Here is a 21,982-nt window from a genome sequence, read left to right as displayed (position 1 = left end):
TCTGGATGGAAATGAGGCACGCGTGCCCGCTCACCCCCGTCGCCGGGTCATCATCGACACCGACGCCAAGAACGAGGCCGACGATCAGTTCGCGATCGTGCACGCGCTGCTCTCGCCGTCGCTCGACGTCCGCGGGCTGATCGCCGCCCACTTCGGGCGCCATCGCAGCGAGCGCAGCATGCAGGAGTCGCGCGAGGAGATTGACCTGCTCCTGCGGCTGATGGATCTCGAGGACGAGGTCACCGTGGCCGACGGCGCGGCCGAGCCGATCCCGGACGAGGCGACGCCGCGGGACAGTCCGGGCGCGCGGCTCATCATCGAGGAGAGCCGGCGGGAGGGGCCGCTGTTCGCCGCCTTCCTCGGCCCGCTCACCGACATGGCCTCGGCCATCCTGCTCGACCCGGAGATCGTGCACCGCGACGTCGTGGTGATCTGGATCGGCGGCCCCGGCTACGGCGGCGTCGAGACGTACCCCGGCCCGGAATTCAATCTCGGCAACGACATCGCCGGGGCCAACGTCGTCTTCGGGTCCGGCATGACGGTCTGGCAGGTGCCGTCCAACGTGTACTCCCAGGTCTCGGTGGGCTACGCCGAGCTCGAGGAGAAGATCGGCGGCAGCTCCGGGCTCGCCGACTACCTGATCCGGCAGATGGCCGAGTGGAACGCCGAGCACCACCCGGAGCCGATCGAGTCCCGGTCGCTCGGCGACTCCCCCGCCGTCTCGCTGATGCTCTACCCGCGCGGTGGCCAGTTCCGCACGGTCCCGGCGCCCCGGTTCGGCCGCGAGGGCCACTACCTGCCCGGCACCGGAAACCCCATCCGGGTCGTCGAGACCGTCGACGTCCGGTTCCTGCTCGAGGACATGTTCGCCAAGATCCGCCGCTTCGGCCGGCCGGCCGAACCCCCGACAAGGAGATGACCATGAACCGACGCGGATTCCTCGGTCTGAGCGGCGCCGCCGCTCTCGCGACCGGCCTGGCCGCCTGCACGGGAAGCAGCTCCTCGGACCGCGCAGGCGGGTCCGGCACGGGCTCGAAGACGCTGCGGCTGTTCACCTACGAGGACAACTCGACCATCGACCTGCTCAAGGCGCAGGTCAAGGCGTTCGATGAGAAGAACGGGACGACCACCACCGTCGACTCGCTCCCCGGCTCGGGGGCCGCCGTCTACCCGGACAAGCTGCGCACCGAGTTGCTGGGCGGCAAGGGACCGGACGTGTGGCGCATCTGGGGAGGCCAGATCGGCGCCCCCTTCGTCGACGCCAAGCAGGCCGCGGACCTCAGCGCGTTCTACACCAAGTTCGGCTGGGACTCGAAGCTGAGCCCGGCCGCCGTCGAGGGCATGACCTTCGACGGGGTCAAGGGTGGCGTGCCGTTCATCGGCGCCGGCATCGGCGGCTGGTACAGCAAGGCCGCCTTCAGCAAGGCCGGCATCAGCGCGCCACCGAAGACGTACGCGGAACTCGAAGCGGCCAACGCCAAACTGGTCGCGGCCGGCATCACCCCGGCCAGCCTCGGCGGCAAGTACGGCTGGGACATCATGCGCCTGTTCGAATACCTGCTGGAGGTCTCGGCCGGGCCCGGCCTGCACGACAAGCTGCTCGTCGGCGCCGAGAGCTGGGACCGGCCCGAGGTGGTCACCGCCTTCACCAACTTCAAGAAGTGGCAGGACCAGAAGTGGCTGCCCGAGGGCGCGGTCGGCCTCGACCCGGCCGACGTGGAGAACTGGTACGTGCAGGGCAAGGCGGCGTACACACTGACCGGCGCCTGGACCGAGGCCCAGGGCATTCAGGCCGCCGGCAAGAAGTCCGAGGACTTCGGCGTCTTCCAGCTCCCGACAGATCAGAGTCAGGCGCGGCACTCGGGCTTCGTCGAGGGCTACATGGTCAACGCGAAGAGCGGCAACCCCGACATGGCGGCCGCCCTCATCGACTTTCTCATCCAGCCGGCCAGCCTCGAGGCGGTGAAGGTCACCAACGCGATCGTGGCCGGCGCCGAGCCCGACAAGGCGGCGCTTCCGCTGTCGTACGAGTGGTCGCAAGGCCCCGGCAAGCAGCCCTTCTACACGATCCAGGACCAGGCGCTGCCGAAGAAGCAGGCCGACCAGTACTTCGCGATCCAGAGCAACGTGCTGCAGGGGAAGACCACGCCCGCCGACGCCGCCAAGAAGATGCAGGACGTCATCAAGGCCTGGAAGAAATGAGAAGGCGAGAGGGGCTGGCCGCCTGGGTCTTCGCGGCGCCGGCACTGATCGTCTACTTCGTCTTCCTGGTCTATCCGGCGCTGTCGTCGCTGTGGTTCAGCTTCACCGACTGGGACGGTCTCAGCCCCGGCTACAACACGGTCGGCCTCGACAACTACAAAGACATGGCGAGCGATCCGGTCGTACGCCAGGCCGCCGTCAACAACCTCATCTGGGCCGTCGTCACCGTGGTCGTGCCCGTGGTGCTCGGCCTCGTGCTGGCCGTCGTGCTCAACGGCAAGGTCCGCGGCAAGCCCGTCCTGCGGCTGATCTTCTACACGCCGGCGGTGCTGCCGCTGGTCAGCGTCGCCTCGATCTGGGGCTGGCTCTACAACCCGCAGTACGGCGCGATCAACGCGGCCCTGCGCGCGGTCGGGCTGGACAGTCTGGCCCAGCCGTGGCTCGGACAGGACTCGACGGCGCTCGGCGCGACCATGGTCGCCGCGATCTGGCTGCGGGTCGGCTTCCCGATGCTGCTCTACCTGGCCGCGTTGCAGGGCATCAGCCCGGATCTGTACGAGGCCGCGACCGTCGACGGCGCCAGCCGGTGGCAACAGTTCTGGCACATCACGATGCCCGGCCTCAAACCGGCCCACTACGTGGTCATCGCACTCTCGGTCATCGACTCGTTCAAGGTCTTCGATCTGATCTATGCCATGACGTACGGCGGACCCGGCACCGCGACGCAGGTGATGGGCACCTGGATGTACTTCAACGTCTTCCAGTACAACCAGGCCGGATACGGCACGGCCATCGCCGTCGTCATCACCGTCGTGGCCGTCGCGGTCAGCATCCCCTACGTCCGATCCCAGACGAAGGAGCACGCGATATGACGAAAACCCGGGGCGGCCTCGGCACGACCGTGGTGATGACCCTCGTCGCGCTGCTGTGGATCTCCCCGCTGGTGCTCCTGGTGATCACCGCGGTGCGGCCGCTGTCCGACTTCATCGCGAACGGGCCGCTGTCGTGGCCCGGCACCTTCACCTTCGACAACTTCGCGGACGCTTGGGGCATCGGCAACTTCGCCACGACGTACCGCAATAGTTTGATCTTGCTGGTTCTGAAGGTCCCGCTGGGCGTCTTCATCAGCGCGATGCTCGCGTTCGCCCTGGCCAAGCTGCGGATCCGGTTCGGTACGGCGATCATGTACACGGTGTTCCTCGGGCTGACCATCCCGATCTACATCACGATCGTGCCGGTCTTCGTGATGGCCCGCAGCGCCGGCATCACCGACAGCCTCATCGGGCTGATCGGCCCGTACCTGGCCTTCGGCATCCCGTTCGAGGTCCTGGTGCTGCAGTCGTTCTTCCGGCAACTGCCGGACGAGATCCTCGAGGCCGCCCGCATCGACGGGGCCGGCGCCTGGCGGACCTTCCTGACCATCGCCCTGCCACTGTCGGCCCCGGCCCTGGTCACCGTCTTCATCCTGGACGCGGTGGCCACCTGGAACGAGTTCCTGTTCGCCCTGATCCTGCTGAACTCCGACGCGCACAAGACCATCCCGGTCGGCCTGCTCAACTTCCAGGGCCAGTTCTCCAACAACAACACGGGCCTGGCCGCCGGCATCCTCATCGCCGTGGTGCCGATCCTCGTCGCCTATACGTTCCTCCAGCGCTGGATCGTCGGCGGGCTCACCGCTGGAGCGTCCAAAGGATGAGGATCAGCGCGTGGCACGAGGCCGAGCTCACGCTGACCGCCTCGGCCGACATCCCCGGCCCGTACACGTCGGTCGAAGTCTGGGCGACCTTCACGCACACCGACGGGACGGTGCTGCGCCGGCCCGCGTTCCACGACGGCGGCCGGACCTGGCGGATCCGCTTCGCCTCCCCCACCGGCGAAGGCGCCTGGCTCTGGGAAACCAGCGCCGGCGTGCCCGATCCGGGGCTGCACGCGGTGTCCGGCCGCATCGACGTCGTCACCGATTCCGTGACGCGGCCGGGGTTTTGGCGCATGTCGCCCGGCGGTCGCAACCTCGTGCACGCCGACGGCACGCCGGCACTGCTCGTCGCCGACACGGCGTGGGCTCTCCCGTGGCGGGCAACCGAGGAGGAGGTGCGCGTGTACGCCCGCGACCGCGCGGCCAAGGGCTTCAACGCCGTCCTGCTCATGACGGTGCAACCCGACATGAGGGCGACCGGGCCGCGCGACCGCAGCGCCGACGAGGGCTTCGACGTCGCCTTCGAGGACCTGCCCGACGGCCACCTGAACGAGGTGAACCCCGCCTATTTCCACCACCTCGACCGCCTCTTGGGGATCCTGGGCGAGCACGGCATCGTCCCCGTGCTGCAACCGGTCTTCCAGGGCTTCGGCTGGAAAGGGCTGGACGTCGCCGGCACCGTCGTGCCGCCGGGCGAGTACGCGCGGTACTGCCGATATCTGGTGGCCCGGTACGGGGCGCGGCCGGTCGTCTATCTGGTCGGGGCCGACGGAGCCGGCACAGAACCGCAGATCGAGGCCGGCGGGCGGGAGGTCCACGACAGCGACTGCTACGGGCAGCCGACCGGCATCCACTACCGGCCGCACGCCCGCGCCAACGCCCATCAAGGCGCGCCGTGGCTCGACTTCCAGTGGTGCCAGACCGGCCACGGCGGCGAACACGTGCCGGAACGGGTGGCCGACATGTGGCGGGAGACGCCGGTCAAGGCGGTGGCCAACGGCGAGCCCAGCTACGAGCGCACCGGCCACCCGGACCTCGCGGCGGGCTGGTGGCAGGGTCACGAGGCGTGGAGCAACCTGTGCGCCGGTTCCACGATGGGCGTCGTCTACGGAGCGGCGAACATCTGGCAGTGGGTTCACCGCGACGGCGAGCCCGGTCACGCGCCGTACTTCCTGGGGCCCGGAGGAAGCTGGCGAGACGCGCTGGACTACGAAGGCTCCACCTACGTCGGCCTGGTCGGCCGGATCCTGAAGGGCGCGCCGATCACCGACATGGCGCCGGACTGGGAGACGTTCCTCAGCCCGCGCGGGCTGCGGGTTCCCGGCCGGCTGCACATCGTGTATCTGGAGAACGGCGGCCCCCTGCCGATGGTGCAGGACCGCGGGACGCCGCCCGGCTACCGGATCGTCGACCCGAGAACCGGTCGCGTGACCGCCACCGGCCGCCTGACCCCGGGCGAGGTGATCGACACCGGCCGCGGGCCCCGCGTCGTCATTTTCGCAGCGTGACCGCGGTCAGGGCAGGCCGGTCAGGCTCTTGCGCCGTTGCGCTCCGGCGACCGCGTTCACGATGCCCAGGACGACCGCGCCGAGGCCGGCGTACAAGGCGAGGGTGAGGATCGGAGTGCCCAGCGGGGCGTCCGGGAAGTAGACGACCCGCCGCAGCAATGTGGCTCCCGCGCCGGGTGGCAGCGCCTGGCCGAGGCCGTGCCAGAAGGCCGGCATCAGCGGGGCGGCCGTGGCCGCTCCGCTGATCGGAGCGCCGAGCAGGAAGTAGAGCACGCCGCCGACCGCCGCCCCGGCCGCGCCGATGATCGAGACGATGGCGCTGATCGACGCGGTGACCGCGAGGTTGATCAGGGCCAGCGAGGCGGTCAGCTCCATGAAGGGGATGTGGCTGCCCACGCCGAACGCCCGGGCCAGACCGGCGACGCCCGCGCCCAGGCACAGGCCGTACAGAATAAGGAAGAGGATGGGAAGCTCGCCCCGTGCCACATTCGCGCGATAGCGCGGCACCAGCTGGCCGAGGCCGAGCGCGCCGATGGTGCCGCCGAGGATGATGACCTGGAGCATGACGCCGATGCTGCCGCCGCCGGAGTCGCTGGACGGCAGCGGGCTCACCTCGGTGATCGTTGGCGCGCCGGCCGGGGCGAACGCCGTGGTGACCAGGCCGGTCAGGATGGTGGCGACCTGCGGTGAGGCGGCGGTGGACTTGAGCAGCTCGACGCCGGTCCCGCCAATGACCAGCGCGCCGTAGACGTCGAGGCGGCCGATCGCGGTGACCGCGGCGTCCCGGCTGCCGTACGTCCTGATGTCCAGCGCGTCGCCGGCCTGGCTCGCCAGCGCCATGCGGGTGTTGTCGGCGCCGACATAGGCAAGCGGCACATGGTGCGGAGTCGGCGCGTGCGAGATGCTCAGCAACGCCGAGCCCAGCAACGTCACGATGACCACACCCAGTGCCGCGACCACCGCCGCCCGCACCCAGAAATGACGCTCACGCCGTTTCTCGGCCGCGGGCGGCAGCTCCTGAGCTTCCGGATCCTTCGCCGCCGCGATCTGCTCCGCCGCGACCTGCTCCGCGTGCTCCGACCGAACCGACATCTGATCCCCCCGACTCGATGCTCGCAGGTCGGCGGAGGTGCCGTGGCGAATCCGGATGATCGCACCTCACGGGCGGTCGAGCGCGGACCAGAACGCAAACTCGTGGTCGCGGACGAACTCCGTTGCCGTCCAGCGGCCCGAGGTCAACGACCGCACGGACGGCCGGCGGGTGGTGAAGCGCTCCCAGCCGGGATCGCCGGTGCCGGCGAACCGGGTCCAGGTGGTGATCAGGCGGTTCGCCAGCCTGTCCTGGGCCGGGGTGCGGGGCTCGAACAGGTCCAGGTCGAACAGGTAGGCCAGCTCGGCCATGTGCTGGGCGCGCCACGGGAAGCTGGGCTCGGGGTAACCGGCGAACCATGGCGTGTCCTTCTCGGCGAACTCGAAAGCGTATGCCGGGGTCCATTTCGTCAGCAGGGCCGCGGTGTCGTAGGCCGGCCTCGCCCAGCGGCGGTCGGTGCCGATGGTGGCCAGCGCCAGGCCGGCCGAGTCGCCGTAGCCGGCCAGCGGGTAGCGGGCCATCACGGCGGCGGCGTCATCGCCGTACTCCTTGCGGAGGGTCGGCTCGTACTGGCCGGCCGGGATCGGCCCGCCGCCGGGGGCGAGCTCCGCGCCGGCGTACTGGCCGTTCTCCTCGTCGTGGTTGACGCCGAGCAGGACGGGAACGCGGTGGAAACGGCCGGTGCGCAACGCCTCGGCCGGGCTCAGCGGCAGCAGGGCCGTGCCGCTGACCGGGCGCGGCTCGCTCATCGGCCCGTACGCCTCGAGCAGGTCGGCGACCGTGGTCTTGGGGGATCGAAGGCAGCCGGCCACGTCGGCGACGTCGGCGCAGCCGACCGCCTTGATCACGTGCTTGCTGTCGGCCTCGGCGGCGGCGCGGGTGCGGCTGGCGTCGCCGGTGCACGGCGAACTCTCGATGATCGCCCGCTGGAAGAGCCCCGCGGACTTCGGCGAGGCGAGGTGATCGCAGACCGCGTAGCCGCCGCCGGACTGGCCCATGATGGTCACGTTGCCGGGGTCGCCGCCGAACGCGCTGATGTTGGCCTTCACCCAGCGCAGGGCGGCCTGCTGGTCCTCGAGGCCCAGGCTGCCGGAACCGTACGGCGAGCCCGCGTCGAGGGCCGGGTCGGTGAGGAACGACAGGACGCCGAGGCGATAGTTCATCGACACGACGACCGTGCCGGCGGCCAGCCGGCCGGGACCGTACATGTCGCCGGTGCCGTACATCATGCTGCCGCCGTGGATCCACACGATGACCGGCAGGCCCTGGTTTTCGCGGGCGGCGGGCGTGGTGACGTTCAGGTACAGGCAGTCCTCGGCCTCGCTGGGCACGCCGACGGGCAGGCCGACCGGCTGGGCGCAGGCGGCTCCCGGGGTCTTCGCGTCGCGCACTCCCGTCCACGCGGCGGCGGGCCGCGGTGACGTCCATCGGCGAGGCGGTGAGGCGTACGGAATGCCGTGGAACTCTCGCAGTTCGCCGTCCGTCGTCCCGCGGACGGCGCCCTTGTCGGTCTTGACGACGAGGTTCGGCTCGCCGGAGGCGAACGCGGGCACGGCGATGCCGGCGGCCGCCACGGCGAGCAGGGTCGCGATCAGGTGTCGTTTCTTCATGCGGAGGACCCTAGGTGGCGTTTGGGCGATCGCGCAATACATTTGAATAAGGCGATCGCCTCAGTCGTTCGCTCCAGATCTTTGCTAGGCTCCGCGACCATGGGGAACCGGGAAGCCCTCCTCGACGGGGCGAGGGCCTGTCTGCTCGACAAGGGGTTCGACCGCACGTCCGTGCGCGACATCGCGACCGCGGCCGGCGTGAGCATGGCCGCGATCGGCTACCACTTCGGCTCCCGCGAGAACCTGCTGTTCCAGGCCCTCTTCTCGCTCCTCGACGAGTGGGGCGACGTGGCCGGGCGGGTGCTCGTGCCCGTCGGCGAGCCGGGCCTGAGCCCGGCCGCGGCGTACGAGCGACTGTGGGACGACCTGCTCGCCCAGGTGCGGGCCCACCCGAAGATGTGGCTCATGTCCGTCGACCTGTTCATGCAGGCACAGCGGCAACCCGACCTGCTGCCGCATGTGACCGACGGTGTCCGGCAGGGGCGCAGCGGCATGGCCGGCATCCTCACCAGCACCGTGGAGTCCGACGTGCCGGATCGCACCGTGCGCACGATCGGCATGGTTCAGATGGCGCTGATGTCCGGCGTGGTCATCCAGATGCTCTCCGACCCCGAGAACGCCCCGACCGGCGCCGACGTCGTCGCCGGTCTGCGGGCACTGGTGGCACTGATCGACGAGGAGAAACCATGACCGACGGGCGATCCCTCGGCCAGATCCGCGCCGGCATCGACGCCCTCGACAGCGAGGTGGTCGGGCTCCTGGCGAAACGCCAGGAGTTGGTGCGCCAGGCCGCCGCCTTCAAAACCGATGAGGACGCCGTCCGCGCGCCCGGCCGTGTCGAACAGGTCATCGCGACCGTGCGCGGCAAGGCCACCGCCGCCGGCCTCGACCCCACCGTGGCCGAGGCGGTCTGGCGCGCGATGATCGAGGCGTTCATCCAGCTGGAGCTGGATGAACACCGTCTCAGGCCGGTCCAGCGACCAGGTGCACCCGGTTCAGCCAGCCCGGGTAATCGCTGAGCACGTACAGCTCGCCGCGCACGTCGGTGCCGAACGCGGTCGGCTGGGTGGGGAAGTTGCCGATCGTGGCCGACTCGTAGCCGCCGCCGGGCTTGGGGCGCACGGCGAAGGCGAGGGTCGAGCAGTAGTCGCTCGCGATGTACGTGCCCCGGGCCGCGGGGGTCTCGGATCCCCGGTACACCACACCGCCGGTCACCGAGCAGCTCTCGGTCATGTAGTGCTCGTACTCGAAGACCGGGTCGACGTACCGTACGCCCGCCTTGCACTGCTCCGGGTCGAAGACCGGCGTGCCCTCCCTGCAGGACCAGCCGAGATTCGAGCCGCCCTGCCAGGGGCGGATGTGGTTGATCTCCTCGACCAGGCCCTGGCCGACGTCACCGATCCACAGCGAGTTGTCGATGTCGACGGAGAACCGCCACGGGTTGCGCAAGCCGTAGAGCCAGATCTCGGGCCGGGCGCCCGGCGTCCGCACGAACGGGTTGCCGGCGGGCACGCAGTAGGGCTTCGTCCCGCAGGCGCGGTTCACGTCGATCCGTACGATCTTGCCGAGCAGGGTGCCGAGGTCCTGGCCGGACTTGAACGGGTCGTTCGCGTGGCCGCCGTCGCCGGTGGACCAGTAGAGGTAGCCGTCGCGGCCGAACGCCACCTGCCCGCCGTTGTGGTTGCCGTATTCGGCGTGCTCCTGGATGAGCAGCACCTGCAGCCGCTCCGGAGCGCTGATGGGCAGCCGCGCCACGGTCAGCGCGCCGGCCGGCAGGCTCGTGTACGACACGTACAACATGCCGGTCCGCGCGAAGTCCGGCGCCGGTGTGATGCCCAGAAGGCCGCGCTCGTTGTCCGACGTGTCGATCCGGGCCGTCAGGTCGAGCACCGGGTCCGCGGCCAGACCGGTGTCCGGGTGGTAGGCGCGGACGGTGCCCTCCTTCTCCGCGATCAGCATCCGCCCGTCCGGCAGCCCGGTGATCGCGATCGGGCGCCGCAGGCCGGAGGCCACCTGTTCGGACACCACCGACAGCTCGGTGAGGGGCGCCGGGCGAATGTGCGCCACCGCGGCGCTGGACGGGGCCAGGATGAGCAGGCCGGCCAGCACGGCCACCATGCGACTACGTCCTCGGGTCATTTCGGCTCCTCGGCCGCCTCGTCGTAGCGGCGGCGTAGTTCGGTCATCTCGGCTGAGCTCAGCGCTTCCTTGGAAGCCAACTCCGCGTAGGGGGCGGGGAACATCTCGCGCAGCCGGTCGACGAAGCGGACGTCGGCGGTGGCCTCGACCGGCTGGATCCCGGGCGGGTCGGTGGACATGTCGACGATCACCGGGCCGGCCAGCTTGACCGCCACGTCCCAGGGGGTCTTCGGCTCGGCGACGCCGCAGAGATGGAAGCCGTAGACCGTACGGACTCCGGCCAGCTCGGTGGCGGTGGACGGTTCGAAGCCGTACAGATGAACCCCGCAGATCACCGGGGAGTCCGCCGAGGCGGCGCCATGGCCGGCGTGGTTGTGCTGAGAAGGGTCGGACTTCTCGAGCGTGACGCGCATCCGGTCGGTGATCTGCGTGCGCAGATCGGGCGGCTTGGCCTCGGAGCCGAAAGAGCCGGTCGAGTGGACCAGGGCGGCCACCCCGGCCGAGGTGGCGAGCAGGATCGCTGCCACCCCGGCGAAGCGGTTGCGGTACCAGTGGGAGGACATCAGGGACGGCTCAGCTGAAGTTCACGTCGCTGCACCACATGTAGGCCTGGTCGAGGTGCGAGGCCTGCCAGATGACGAACAGGATGTGGTGCCCGGTGTAGCCGGACGTCGAGACGTTGAACGAGATGTTCTGCGCCGGCGCGTACCGGCCGGTCTGCGTGATGAAGTCGAGGTTGCCCCAGCCCAGACTCTGGGTGGCCGGGTTGAACCCCTGCTTGCTCACGTAGACGCGGAAGTAGTCGGCGCCGTGACTGGCCTGGTCGTACAGCTTGACGGTGAAGTTGCTGCTGATGCTGGTCTGGCGCCAGGCACCGGGCTGGTTCAGGCTGTTGTTGCGGGCCAGGCCGTTGCTGCAGAGCTGCCCGTCGGGCGTACGGGCCTGGAACTGAGCGCCCAGGCCGTCCCGGAGCGCGCTCATCCAGTTCCACATGGTGTCCGGATTGGCCTGGAAGGCCTGCCAGCACATGGGGTCCTGCTGCTGCATGGCCGGGTTCATGTGCTGGCTGCCCCAGGACTGCCAGCACTGGTAGGCGCGGGTGGCCGGGCTGACGATCGTGCCGTGGGCCTGGGCCGTGCCGGCCCAGGACAGCGTGCTGATCATCGTGGCGAGTACCACGGCGAGCACCCGGAGGGGATGACGGCGCACGGTATACCTCCATTCGTCGGGGATCGGATGGTGGGAGCGCTCCCAACAGAGTTGCACCAAACTGTCCAAATATCAACCGACGTCTATGCCATATCGTCGGTGTCCATGAGCCCGACCTTCTCCGTGCGCGAGATCCCGTTCAGCTACCGGGGCTCCTGGTTCAACCTCTCCCCCGTCATCGCGGAGAAGACGTACGCCGACGACCTGCACCTCGTCTCGCACCAGACCGGCCTGCATCCCGTTCTGCGCCTCAGCGTGCCGGGCGAGATCACCGCGACCGCGTCCCGGCTCACCTGGCGCGCCTCCGAGGGCGGGCGCGTCGAGGCGAGCTACGAGTCGCCGGACACGATCCGGCTGCGGGGCACCGGCCTGGGCATGCGGATCGCCGCGGCCGCGCCCGGGCTCACGCCCTTCTCCGGCGCCTACCTCTACCGCGATCCGGTGGACGGGGCGCACGTGTTCACCGTCTACGAGACCGGACGGCGATACCGGATCACGGTGTTGTCCGGGCGGATCAGCCACGAGGCCGGGGTCGAGACGCTCGGCGCGGGACAACGGAGTCTGACGTTGCCCGGCGAGACGCCGTGGGAGATCGCCATCGAGGAGTATCAGACGGCTCGCCGTCCGTACACGGCGAAATCCTCCTTCGATCAGGTCGTCACCGACGCGGCCGAGGCCTTCTCGAGCTTCGCCGCGTTCGCTCCACGGACGCCGGCCGCGGAGCTGGCCGCGTATGTCCTCTGGTCGGCCACCGTCGACCCGGCCGGGTTCCTGACCCGGCCCGCGGTGCTGATGTCGAAGCACTGGATGGACAAGGTGTGGAGCTGGGATCACTGCTTCAACGCGATCGCCCTCGCCGCCGCCGACCCCGGCCTGGCGTGGAACCAGTTCCTGTTGCCGTTCGACCATCAGGACCCGGCCGGCGCCCTGCCGGACTCGATCGCCCACTCGGAAGTGCTCTACAACTTCGTCAAACCGCCCATCCACGGCTGGGCCCTCGACCAGATCCGCCGGCGCCTGACCGTCGCGCCGAGCGCCGACCAGCTGGCCGACGTGTACCACCGGCTGGCCCGATGGACCGATTTCTGGCTCGACCACCGCCGTACGCCGGGCCACCACCTGCCGCACTACCAGCACGGCAACGACAGTGGCTGGGACAACGCCACGACGTTCGACGGCGGCGACCGGGCGCTGGAGACCGGCGACCTGGCCGCGTACCTCATCCTGCAGTTGGAGAGCCTCGCCCGGCTGGCGGCCGAGCTGGGCGAGACCGCCGACGCCGGGAGATGGAGCCGGACCGCCGAGCGGATCCGGTCCGCGATGCTGGCCGAGCTGTGGGACGGCACGCGGTTCGTCGCCCGCGGCGCCGCCACCGGCACCGCGCACCGCAGCCGCAGCCTGCTCGACCTGATGCCGATCGTCCTCGGCGCGGGTCTGCCGGCGGAAACGGCCGGGGCGCTCAGCGAGGGCCTGCGTGCTCATCTGACCGAGTACGGCTTGGCCACCGAGCCGGTGGACGCACCCGAGTACCGGCCGGACGGGTACTGGCGCGGGCCGATCTGGGCGCCGTCGACCGTGCTCGCCGAGGACGGCCTGCGCCGGGCCGGGCACACCGGGCTCGCCGACGAGATCCGGCGGCGTTTCCTGGTGCTGTGCGAGCAGTCCGGCTTCGCCGAGAACTTCGACGCCGTGAGCGGAGCCGGACTGCGCGACCGGGCGTACACGTGGACGGCGAGCGCCTATCTGATCCTCGCCGCGTAACCGGTGGCTATTGGAACGAGGCGTCGTCGATGGTGAGGTTGTCGGTTCCCGCGGCGGTCTCGACGTAGAGCAGCGCCCTGGACAGCGTTCCGCTCCAGGAGGGAGTCGCGGTGCCGGACAGCAGCGTCCAGCCGTTCGCGTTCACCGTCGCGGCCGGGGTGAGCTGGAGGTAACTCGTGGCGCCGCCGGCCGTCAGGGCCAGGGTGGCCTTGGCGCTGGGCGTGCCGCTCTGGGCGCGGACCCACACGCTGGTGGTGTAGGTCCGGCCGTTGGTGACCCGGCTGGTCACGTCCTGGGCCGGGCCGTTCCATGCTCCGGTGCGGCCGGTGATGGTGAGGGCCCGGGTGCCGCTGCGCACGACGCCGGTGTCCGCGGCGAGCGTGCCGCTGCCGTTCACCTGCCAGCCCGCGGTGCCGTCCTCCATACCGGGGTTGGTGAGCAGATTCCCGCCGGTGGAGGAGCCGGTGAACTGCCACCAGTTCACGTTGAACAGGTAGCCGCCGCCGCCGGTGAACCTCAGATAGAGGTCCTGGGTGCCGGACAGGCCGGTCGTCGCGCACGACACCGACGTCCACGCCTGCCAGCCGCCGGTGCCGGGCACGGTGCAGGTCCCGGCCACCGCGCCGGTGGGGCTGCCGGTACGCACCTCGATGCGCCCGCCGCCGGCGCCCGAGGCGACCCGGGCGGTGAACGACGTGGCACCACCGCCGAAGGCGGCCCCCTTCACCTTGATGTAGTCGCCGTTCTCGATGAAGCCCACGTTCATCGTGCCCTCGGACGACGGCTCGGTCTCGACCCCGGAGCTCCAGCCGATGGTCTCGGCCTCCTGCCGGGCGTACGGGTTGAGCGTGCCGTTCTGCGGGGCGCCGGAGGTGGTCATGTTCATCACCGGGATGGTGCCGTCGGCGTTGTACGTGAACTTCTCCACGGCCACCGAGCGGGTGTAGCCGCCACCGCCGGGCAGCGCGCCGTTGTGGTAGAAGAAGTACGACCCGCCGTTGAAGTCGATGATTCCGGCGTGGTTGGTGAAGCTGCTGCCCTGGGTGGGCATGACGGTGCCGCGATAGGTCCAGGGCCCGGTCGGTCCGGGAGCCGTGGAGTAACCGATGAACTCGGAGCAGCATTTCGCGGCGAAGACGTTGTAGTACAAGCCGTTGCGCTTGTAGACCCAGGGGCCTTCCTCGTACAGCGTCGGCCGGGCGGTGTTGCCGGTGCGGGTGCCGAACCCGGCGGTGGTGAGCGGGATCTGGGTCGCGCCGCCGGTGTAGCTGATCATGTCGGAGTTCAGCCGGACGTACCACAGGTTGGGGTTGCCCCAGTAGAGGTAGGCCTGCCCGTCGTCGTCGATGAAGACGGTCGGGTCGATCTCACCGTTCTCGACCAGTGGCCGCCCGATCGCGTCGGTGAAGGGACCGGTCGGGCTGCTCGACACCCCGACGCCGATGGCCATCCGCCCGGTCGACCGGTTCTTGACCGGGACGTACCAATAGAACTTGCCGTTGCGGTTGACCACCTGGCCGGCCCAGGCGTCGGCGCTGGCCCAGCTGAAGGTGGCAAGGCTCATCGGGGAGCCGTGGTCGGTCCAGTTCACCATGTCGGCCGACGAGTAGACCCGCCATTCCTTCATGGTGAAGTAGGTCGAGTTGTCCTCGTCGTGACCGGTGTAGAGGTAAACCCGTCCGTTGTGGACCAGTGGTGCCGGGTCGGCCGTGTAGATGGTCTGCACGATCGGGTTGTCGGCGCGGGCCGGTGCGGCGAAGGCGGGCAGCGCGACAGCGCAGATCGCCGTGGCGATGACGGCGAGGAGCCGCCGGAACCGGGCGCTCATCGCCGGCTCCACTGCTGGTTGGCGGCACCCGTACAGGTCCACAGCAGGGTCAGCGTGCCGTTGGCGGTCTGGTTGTTGTTGACGTCCAGGCAGAGTCCGGACTGGGTGCCGCGGATCGTGCCGTTGGCCTGGAAGGTCCACTGCTGGTTGGTGCCGCCGTTGCAGTCCCACAACTGCGCCTTCGCGCCGGCGGTCGCGCCGAGCGGCGCGTCCAGGCACTTGCCCAGGGATTGCAGGGTCTGGCCGGAGGCGGTCCACTTCTGGTTGGCGGCGCCGTTGCAGTCCCAGATGACCGGCTGGGTGCCGTTGGCGGTGTTGCTGTTCGGCACGTCCAGGCAGCGGCCGGAGGAGGTGCTGACCAGACTGGTCGAGGCCGGTGTGGCCGGGTCGCCGGTGACGCCGCCGCTGACCCGGTAGACGGCCGTGCCGTGCCCGGGCACGCTCGCGCTGATCGTGCCGCCGGTGGTGGACGTGGCGCCGGTCCAGGCATCGACCAGGGTGTACGAGGCGGCTCCGCTCTTACCGATCGCCGCGGCCGTGGTCGAGATCGTCCGGGTGCCGGCGCTCTGGTTGAACAGGGCCACCGCGACATCGCCGTTGGACAGGCGCTTGGCCAGGACGCGCTGGTTGGCGTCGCCCGCGACCTGGGCTCCCTGACGGCCGAGGGTGTCCTGGTTGATGGCGATGAGCCGGGAGTTCTTCAGGATCGTCTGAGTGGCGGCGGACATCGAGCGGATGTCGTTGCCGGCGATCAGCGGAGCGGCCATGACCGCCCACATGGCGAAGTGGGACCGCTGCTCGGTGTCGGACAGCGTGCCCCGGCCGACCTCCATCATGTCGGGGTCGTTGAAGCCGCCCGGCTCCGCGTACCCGGCCAGCGGCACGTTGACGTCGATGATGTTCTGCACGCCCATCGGGTAGCCGTTCACCTGGTCGGTCTTCCACACCAGCTGGATGTCCTCGGTGGTGCGCCAGATGTTCGCCACGTCGCCCCAGTCGCGCTGCGGGCCGGTCTTCGAGTGGATGCTGTTCGAGTTGATGCTGTACAGGATCGGCCGCCCGGTGGCGGCCAGCGCGTCACGCATCTTGGCGAACGTGGTCACCTGCTCGTTGATGGTGCCGCTGGGCGAGCACCAGTCGTACTTCAGGTAGTCGACGCCCCAGGCGGCGAACTGCCGGGCATCCTGGGTCTCGTGCCCCTGACTGCCGGTGGCGCCCGGATAGGAGCCGAAGTACTGCGCGCACGTCCTGTCCAGCGGAGCCTGATAGATGCCGAACTTCAGGCCCTTGCCGTGAATGTAATCGCCGAGCGCTTTCATGCCGCTGGGGAAACGGCTCGGATCGCCTTGAAGGTTGCCGCTCGAATCGCGGTTCGGATTCATCCAGCAGTCGTCGACCACCACGTATTGATAGCCGGCGTCACGCATGCCGGTACTGACCATGCTGTCGGCCATTCCCCGGATCAGCGACTCGTTGATGGAACAGCCGAACGTGTTCCAGCTGTTCCATCCCATCGGTGGTGTTCGGCCGACCCCGTTGTCCAGGGCCCGCGCCGGCGTGGCGGTAGCGGCGATCGCGGTGCCCGACAGCAGCAACAGGGCCGCGGCGAGCACAGTCTTCAAGCGTTTCATGACTTATCGAGCCGTCCAGACTTGGTTGGGGGAACCGGTGCAGGTCCACAGCTGGACCAGGCTGCCGGCGGCGGTGGCGTTGGCTCTGACGTCCAGGCACAGCCCGGACGCGACGTTGCTGATGGTTCCGTTCGCGTTGCGGTTCCAGCGCTGGTTGGCCGCGCCGGAGCAGTCCCAGATCTGCACCTTGGTGCCAGCCGTGGCGCCGGTCGGTGAATCGAGGCACTTGCCCAGGGATTGCAGGGTCTGGCCGGAGGCGGTCCACCGCTGGTTGGCGGCGCCGTTGCAGTCCCAGATGACCGGCTGGGTGCCGTTGGCGCTGTTGCTGCCGGGCACGTCCAGGCACCGCCCGGAGCCGGCGCCGACCAGGGCCCCGGCCGTGGGGGTGCCGGTGGGGTCGCCGATGGTGCCGGGAACCGAGCGCAGCGCGGCGTACCAGGCCGCGGCCATCTTGTCGTAGCCGCCGGCGGTGGGGTGGACGCCGTCGATGAGGTCCGCGGTGGTCAGGGCGGCGTGCATGTCGACCAGGTGGACCCGCCGGCCGCTGTTCACCTTGCTCTGCACGATGCCCGGCAGGGCCGCGTTGAAGGTGCGGGCCGCCGCCTCCTGGCCGGATGAGGCGAGCGGGATCAGCGTGGCCACGAACACGTCCGCGGCCGGGGCAGCCGCGGTGATGTGATCGATCAGGGTGGAGAGCCGGCTCGGCGCCGACCCGACGTTGTAGTTCTGGAGGATGTCGTTGGTGCCGATGTGCAGCAGCACGGTGCGAGGGCCGGTGGCCTGCACCCAACGGGTGATGTTGGCGTCGATCTGGTCGATCCGCCATCCGGGATGCCCCTCGTGGTCATGATCGCCGAGGGCGGCCGGACCGTTGAACTGGCTGCCGACGAAGTCGACCCGGTAGCCGGCGCCGGCCAAGCGCTGCCAGAGCCCGATGCGATAGCCACCGGGAACCTGGGTCCCCTCGGTGATCGAATCGCCCAGCGGCATGACCCGGACCCCACCGTTGGACTCCGCGGCGGCGGCGGGGACGGCCGCGCCGGTCAACGACAGTCCCAGGGCGAGGGCGGCGGCGAGAACAAGCTTGCGCACAAGTGCTCCTCTCGGGCGGTTCGGCCGAGATAGTGAACGTTAACAACTTGTTTTGAGCACGTTGCCAGAATGCGACCACACATTCAAGTACGAAAATGTCTTAGTCGCCGCTAAAAATCGCTCGGGAAAAACTGTTACGCCGATATGGGCGACGCAGTCAGGTGACCAGGCCGCGACGATAGGCGTAGACGACGGCCTGGACGCGGTCGCGCAGGTCGAGCTTGGTGAGAATGCGGGAGACGTACGTCTTGACGGTCTCGTGGCTGATCACCATCGCGGCCGCTATCTCGCTGTTGGACAGGCCGTTGGCGAGCAGGCGCAGCACCTCCAGCTCGCGGGCGCTCAGCGGCACGTCGTCCGGCGCGGCGTCGTCGGCCGGGCGGATGCGGGCCGCGTACCGGCCGACCAGCTGGCGAGTCACCTCCGGCGCGAGCAGCGCGGCGCCCGACGCGACCGTGCGGATGCCGTGCAGCAGCTGCGCCGGCGGGGCGTCCTTGAGCAGGAAGCCGCTGGCCCCGGCGCGCAGCGCCCGGTAGACGTACTCGTCGATGTTGAAGGTCGTCACGACCAGCACCTTCACCGGATGGGCGACACCGGCGCCGGCCAGCTGCGCGGTGGCCCCGATGCCGTCGAGGCCCGGCATGCGGACGTCCATCACCACCACGTCCGGGTGCCGCTCGCGGGCGAGCCGGACCGCCGCGTGGCCGTCGCCGCACTCGCCGACGACCTCGAGGTCGGGCTGCGCGCCGATGATCGTGGCGAACCCGGTGCGGATCAGCGGCTGGTCGTCGCAGACGAGAACCCGGATCACGACGCGGCCCCGACCGGGATCCGGGCCGTCACCACGAACCCTCCCCCGGGCCCCGGCCCGGCGTCGAAGTGGCCGCCCAGGGTGCCGACCCGGTCGCGCAGCCCGCGGAGCCCGCGGCCGCCGCCGGGCGCCGTCGTGCCGACCCCGGAGCCGTCCGTGCTGACCCGCACGTCGACCTCGGCCGAGCCGTACCGGACCGAGACCGTGGTCCGCGCACCGTGGTCGTACTTCAGCGCGTTCGTCAGCGCCTCCTGCGCCACCCGGTAGATCGTGGCCTCGGCGCCGCCGGGTGTGCCCTGCTCGACCAGCTCCACCGGCTGCCCGGCCCGCCGGGTCTGCTCCACCAGCGCCCGGAGCTCGCCGCCGTGCCCGGGATTGAGGACGTCGAGCAGGTGCCGCAGATCGGTGATGGCCCGCCGCCCGGTGTCGCTGACCGCGCTCAGGGTCTCGTCCAGGCGGTCCGGGGCCGCGGTCAGGTAGCGCGCCGCCTCGGTCTGCACCACCATCGCCGTCACGTGATGGGTCACCACATCGTGCAGCTCACGGGCGATCCGGGTCCGCTCGGCCGCCCGCGCCGCCTCCTCGGCGTGCCGCGTGCGCTCGGTCTCGGCGTGCCGGTTGACCCGCAGCGCCGAGCCGACGCCCCACATGGCCGCCAGTGACACGTAGAACAGCACGACGTCGGCCGGGCCGACGCGCCCGATCCGGTCCAGCGCCACCATCAGCGCGGCGAACCCGGCCGACGCGGCGACCATTGTGGACCGCCGGTGGCGCTCGGCGTGCGCGCCCGCGGTGACCAGAGCGACCGCCAGCGCGACACCACCCACCGTGTGATAGCCGAGGAGCTGATCGAACGCGAACCCGGTGAACACGAGCGCCAGCGCGGCCACGGGCCATTTCCGCCGTACGGCCAAGGGCAGGCACTCGATTCCCACGACCACCGCGCCCAGCAGGCCGAACGGCCGCTCCGGCACGAGGTCGGCCAGCCGGGTGCCGTGCTGGTGCCAGGCCGGGACGAGCGCGACCGCGGTCAGCGCCACCGCCAGCGGCAGGTCGCGCCAGATCGGGGGGATCGAGTGGCGAGTCACCGGGCGAGTGTAAGAGCGGCGGTCCGGGCCTCGCGGCGCATGGGCACGAGCCGGCCCCGGCGGTGGGCCAGCCACAGGAACACCGCCGTCACCAGCACGCCGGTGAGCACCGTGTAGACGCTCGCCTCCGGGCCGAACTGCCCGCCGCTGATCCACGCGTTGCCGGTCGACTCGGCGTACAGCAAACCGTCGTTGGTGCCGTTGCCGGAGACCTCGGAACTGAAGATCGCGGACTGCGCGTAGTTCCAGCCGAAATGCAGGCCGATCGGCAGCCAGAGGCTCCGGGTGGCGATGTAGGCCGAGGTGAGCATGCCGCCACCGGCGATCGCGACGCACAGCGCGCCCCACGGGGTGGCGTTGTCGTTGAGCAGGTGCGCGGCCCCGAACACGAGGGCGGACAGGGTCAGCGCGATCCACGTGCCGGTCCATCGCTCGACGTGCCGGAACAGCACCCCCCGATACAGCAGCTCCTCGGTGACCGCGGCGGCGGCCATGAAGCCGGCCAGCCCGATCGCGCCGGTGGGGTGCTCCCCGAGGCCGTGGACCCGGTAGCCACCGTTGACCGCGATGTTGGCGATGACCGCCGAGAACAACGCGAGACCCAGCACCGTTCCCCGGACCAGGCCGGAGGCGGCGGTCCGCGCCGACGCCTCGGTGACCTCCCGTTTCTCGGTGAGGCGGACCGTCCAGGCGTAGACGAACACCGCCAGCACGGCCCCGGCCACGCCCGCGGCCAGCATCAACCACACGTTGTCGCCGGCCGCGGTGACGGCCAGCCCGGCGACGAACGACACTGCGACCACGGCCGCGAACTGCAGGAGAAAACGCATGACGGAAAGCTATTGAGCCGTACGCCGGAAATCGTCACCGATGAGTGGACAGTTCCCGGTAGCTCGCGCGGGGGACACCAGCGCGAGTGACCCAGGTCACATCGTGGACCGCACCGGAAAGCGATCACACTGTCGTCTTGCTTGGTGTGAGACGAAGCCTGGACGAGGACGAACTCGTCCGTCGCACCGCGGCCGGGGACCGGCGCGCCTTCGACGAGCTGTACCGGCGGACGTCGCCGTGGCTGCTCGCCCGGTTGCGCCGCCGATGTGCCGACGACGACGTGGTGGCGGACGTGATGCAGGAGACCTACCTGGCGGTCTGGCGGGCCGCGGGCAGCTTCGCGGGCCAGACCAGTTCGGGCAGCGCGGTCGGCTGGCTGTGGACGATCGCGGCGCACCGCCTGGTCGACGCGTTCCGCCGGCGGGCCCGGCAGGCCCAGGTGCCGGCCGTGCCGCTCGCCGAGACGGTCGCCCCGGCCGCCGAGGACGAGGTGCTGGCGGGCTGGGTCGGCCACGAGCTGGAGCGGGCGCTGACCGAGCTGCCGCCGGAGGCCCGCGAGGTGTTGCGCGCGATGGTGCTCGACGGATTCTCCGTGCGCGAGACCTCCATCCTGCTCGGCGTGCCCGAGAACACCGTCAAGTCCCGGGCCCGGCGGGCCCGGATCGCCCTCCGGGAGGCCCTCTCATGACCACCCATCCGAGCCTCGCCGCGATCGCCCGCTACGCCGACCGGGAGGCCGACCTCGACGAGGTCACCACGTGGTCGGTCGAGGTGCACCTGGAGAGCTGCGCCGACTGCCGGTCACTGATGGCCGGCTACACCACCGGCGACACCCGGGCGTTGCTCGACCGGATCGCCACCGGCCTCGACCGCGGGATCGCGGCCGGGCCGGCTCCCACCCGGCCGCGGCGCTGGGCGGCGGCCCGCCACCGCTGGCTGGTCTGGCACCTGATGCCGTGGCTCACCATGACGGTGGCGGTGCTGGCCTGCGCGGCCCTGCTCGAGGCGGCGCAGCCCAGCTTCCCGTCGCTGGTGGCCCTGCTGGCGCCGGTGGCGCCGCTGCCCGGGGTGGCGGTGGCCTGGAGCCGGCGGCACGACCCGGCCTGGGAGCTGATCGCCGGCACGCCCCGGTCCGGGCTGGCCATGCTGTTGCGGCGGACGGCCGCGGTGCTGGCCGTGGTCGTGCCGGCCCTCGCCCTGGCCAGTGACCGCACCGGCGTCTCGCTGGCCGTGACGCTGCTGCCCTGCCTGGCCTTCACCGCCGCCACGATCGCCCTGGGCGCGTACGCCGGCGTGCGCCGCGCCGCCGCCGTTCTGGGCACGGCCTGGACGCTGGCCGTGATCGTGCCGGCCGTGGTGACCGCCGATCCACCGGTGGTGCTGCAGCCGGGCAGCTCTCTCGGGTGGGCGCTGCTGACCCTCGTCCTGGGCGGCTTCGCCGTCACCCAGGCCGCCACCTTCCGCCGGCTGTCCAGCCGCAATTGAG

At 70.5% G+C, this 21,982-nt stretch carries 21 protein-coding genes; 10 read left to right on the top strand and 11 right to left on the bottom strand.

Features of this window, described 5'->3' with window-relative positions:
* Positions 1-22 precede the first annotated feature (22 nt).
* From CRP55_RS07390 to CRP55_RS07370, 5 genes are read left to right on the top strand one after another with little or no spacing between them, the layout of a single operon-like run.
* Positions 23-919 (top strand): nucleoside hydrolase, encoded by an 897-nt coding sequence (locus CRP55_RS07390; RefSeq protein ID WP_097318919.1) that lies wholly within the window; start codon positions 23-25, stop codon positions 917-919.
* A 2-nt stretch (positions 920-921) separates the two neighbouring features.
* A complete protein-coding gene (locus CRP55_RS07385; RefSeq protein ID WP_179855054.1) occupies positions 922-2,202 on the top strand; it encodes an ABC transporter substrate-binding protein in 1,281 nt (426 codons plus the stop codon).
* The gene (locus tag CRP55_RS07380) at positions 2,199-3,074 is read left to right on the top strand and encodes a carbohydrate ABC transporter permease (protein WP_097318917.1); all 876 of its coding nucleotides are present in this window, start codon (positions 2,199-2,201) and stop codon (positions 3,072-3,074) included. The genes CRP55_RS07385 and CRP55_RS07380 overlap by 4 nt, the downstream gene beginning before the upstream one ends.
* The gene (locus CRP55_RS07375; protein ID WP_097318916.1) at positions 3,071-3,898 is read left to right on the top strand and encodes a carbohydrate ABC transporter permease; all 828 of its coding nucleotides are present in this window, start codon (positions 3,071-3,073) and stop codon (positions 3,896-3,898) included. Before CRP55_RS07380 ends, CRP55_RS07375 begins: the two co-directional genes overlap by 4 nt.
* Positions 3,895-5,406 carry a glycoside hydrolase family 140 protein gene (locus CRP55_RS07370; RefSeq protein WP_097318915.1) on the top strand — a complete coding sequence of 504 codons (1,512 nt, stop codon included), beginning with the start codon at positions 3,895-3,897 and terminating at the stop codon, positions 5,404-5,406. Before CRP55_RS07375 ends, CRP55_RS07370 begins: the two co-directional genes overlap by 4 nt.
* 6 nt (positions 5,407-5,412) lie before the next feature.
* On the opposite strand, the gene CRP55_RS07365 is transcribed toward CRP55_RS07370, so the two are convergent.
* A complete protein-coding gene (locus tag CRP55_RS07365) occupies positions 5,413-6,498 on the bottom strand; it encodes a hypothetical protein (RefSeq protein ID WP_097318914.1) in 1,086 nt (361 codons plus the stop codon).
* A 66-nt stretch (positions 6,499-6,564) separates the two neighbouring features.
* A complete protein-coding gene (locus tag CRP55_RS07360) occupies positions 6,565-8,106 on the bottom strand; it encodes a carboxylesterase/lipase family protein (protein WP_097318913.1) in 1,542 nt (513 codons plus the stop codon).
* Positions 8,107-8,205: 99 nt separating this feature from the next.
* Between CRP55_RS07360 and CRP55_RS07355 the strand changes: the two genes are divergently transcribed.
* Both CRP55_RS07355 and CRP55_RS07350 read left to right on the top strand, forming a co-directional pair.
* Positions 8,206-8,796 carry a TetR/AcrR family transcriptional regulator gene (locus CRP55_RS07355; RefSeq protein ID WP_097318912.1) on the top strand — a complete coding sequence of 197 codons (591 nt, stop codon included), beginning with the start codon at positions 8,206-8,208 and terminating at the stop codon, positions 8,794-8,796.
* Positions 8,793-9,125 carry a chorismate mutase gene (locus tag CRP55_RS07350; protein ID WP_097318911.1) on the top strand — a complete coding sequence of 111 codons (333 nt, stop codon included), beginning with the start codon at positions 8,793-8,795 and terminating at the stop codon, positions 9,123-9,125. Before CRP55_RS07355 ends, CRP55_RS07350 begins: the two co-directional genes overlap by 4 nt.
* Here CRP55_RS07350 and CRP55_RS07345 read toward each other — a convergent pair.
* From CRP55_RS07345 to CRP55_RS07335, 3 genes are read right to left on the bottom strand one after another with little or no spacing between them, the layout of a single operon-like run.
* On the bottom strand, positions 9,070-10,245 hold the full coding sequence (locus tag CRP55_RS07345; protein ID WP_097318910.1) for a PQQ-dependent sugar dehydrogenase: 1,176 nt from the start codon (positions 10,243-10,245) through the stop codon (positions 9,070-9,072). The two genes, CRP55_RS07350 and CRP55_RS07345, sit on opposite strands and share 56 nt — an antisense overlap.
* On the bottom strand, positions 10,242-10,808 hold the full coding sequence (locus CRP55_RS07340) for a hypothetical protein (RefSeq protein WP_097318909.1): 567 nt from the start codon (positions 10,806-10,808) through the stop codon (positions 10,242-10,244). The genes CRP55_RS07345 and CRP55_RS07340 overlap by 4 nt, the downstream gene beginning before the upstream one ends.
* 10 nt (positions 10,809-10,818) lie before the next feature.
* On the bottom strand, positions 10,819-11,454 hold the full coding sequence (locus CRP55_RS07335) for a lytic polysaccharide monooxygenase auxiliary activity family 9 protein (RefSeq protein WP_245922864.1): 636 nt from the start codon (positions 11,452-11,454) through the stop codon (positions 10,819-10,821).
* Between the two features lie 105 nt (positions 11,455-11,559).
* Here CRP55_RS07335 and CRP55_RS07330 point away from each other — a divergent pair, with 105 nt between their 5' ends.
* Complete coding sequence (locus tag CRP55_RS07330; RefSeq protein WP_097318908.1) at positions 11,560-13,215, top strand: amylo-alpha-1,6-glucosidase; 1,656 nt, start codon at positions 11,560-11,562, stop codon at positions 13,213-13,215.
* Positions 13,216-13,222: 7 nt separating this feature from the next.
* Here the strand turns inward: CRP55_RS07330 and CRP55_RS07325 are convergent, their stop codons facing one another.
* From CRP55_RS07325 to CRP55_RS07300, 6 genes are all read right to left on the bottom strand, one after another.
* Positions 13,223-15,043: a family 43 glycosylhydrolase gene (locus CRP55_RS07325; RefSeq protein ID WP_097319220.1), complete on the bottom strand. Its 1,821-nt coding sequence runs from the start codon at positions 15,041-15,043 to the stop codon at positions 13,223-13,225.
* The gene (locus CRP55_RS07320; protein WP_097318907.1) at positions 15,040-16,674 is read right to left on the bottom strand and encodes a glycoside hydrolase family 27 protein; all 1,635 of its coding nucleotides are present in this window, start codon (positions 16,672-16,674) and stop codon (positions 15,040-15,042) included. The genes CRP55_RS07325 and CRP55_RS07320 overlap by 4 nt, the downstream gene beginning before the upstream one ends.
* Before the next feature lie 3 nt (positions 16,675-16,677).
* Positions 16,678-17,766 carry a ricin-type beta-trefoil lectin domain protein gene (locus tag CRP55_RS07315; RefSeq protein ID WP_245922863.1) on the bottom strand — a complete coding sequence of 363 codons (1,089 nt, stop codon included), beginning with the start codon at positions 17,764-17,766 and terminating at the stop codon, positions 16,678-16,680.
* 157 nt (positions 17,767-17,923) lie between these two features.
* Positions 17,924-18,577, bottom strand: coding sequence for a response regulator (locus CRP55_RS07310; RefSeq protein ID WP_097318906.1), 654 nt, complete (start codon positions 18,575-18,577; stop codon positions 17,924-17,926).
* Positions 18,574-19,665: a sensor histidine kinase gene (locus CRP55_RS07305; protein ID WP_097318905.1), complete on the bottom strand. Its 1,092-nt coding sequence runs from the start codon at positions 19,663-19,665 to the stop codon at positions 18,574-18,576. The genes CRP55_RS07310 and CRP55_RS07305 overlap by 4 nt, the downstream gene beginning before the upstream one ends.
* On the bottom strand, positions 19,662-20,495 hold the full coding sequence (locus CRP55_RS07300) for a CPBP family intramembrane glutamic endopeptidase (RefSeq protein ID WP_097318904.1): 834 nt from the start codon (positions 20,493-20,495) through the stop codon (positions 19,662-19,664). The genes CRP55_RS07305 and CRP55_RS07300 overlap by 4 nt, the downstream gene beginning before the upstream one ends.
* A gap of 146 nt (positions 20,496-20,641) precedes the next feature.
* On the opposite strand from CRP55_RS07300, the gene CRP55_RS07295 reads away from it, so the two are divergent.
* Complete coding sequence (locus CRP55_RS07295; protein WP_097318903.1) at positions 20,642-21,184, top strand: RNA polymerase sigma factor; 543 nt, start codon at positions 20,642-20,644, stop codon at positions 21,182-21,184.
* A complete protein-coding gene (locus tag CRP55_RS07290) occupies positions 21,181-21,981 on the top strand; it encodes a zf-HC2 domain-containing protein (RefSeq protein WP_097318902.1) in 801 nt (266 codons plus the stop codon). Before CRP55_RS07295 ends, CRP55_RS07290 begins: the two co-directional genes overlap by 4 nt.
* Position 21,982: the final 1 nt, after the last annotated feature.

It is taken from the genome of Paractinoplanes atraurantiacus, assembly GCF_900215205.1.
In the GTDB taxonomy this organism is placed as follows: Bacteria; Actinomycetota; Actinomycetes; order Mycobacteriales; family Micromonosporaceae; genus Actinoplanes; species Actinoplanes atraurantiacus.
Note: the sequence above shows the minus strand (reverse complement) of the source record. Positions and strands in the feature narration are given on the sequence as shown.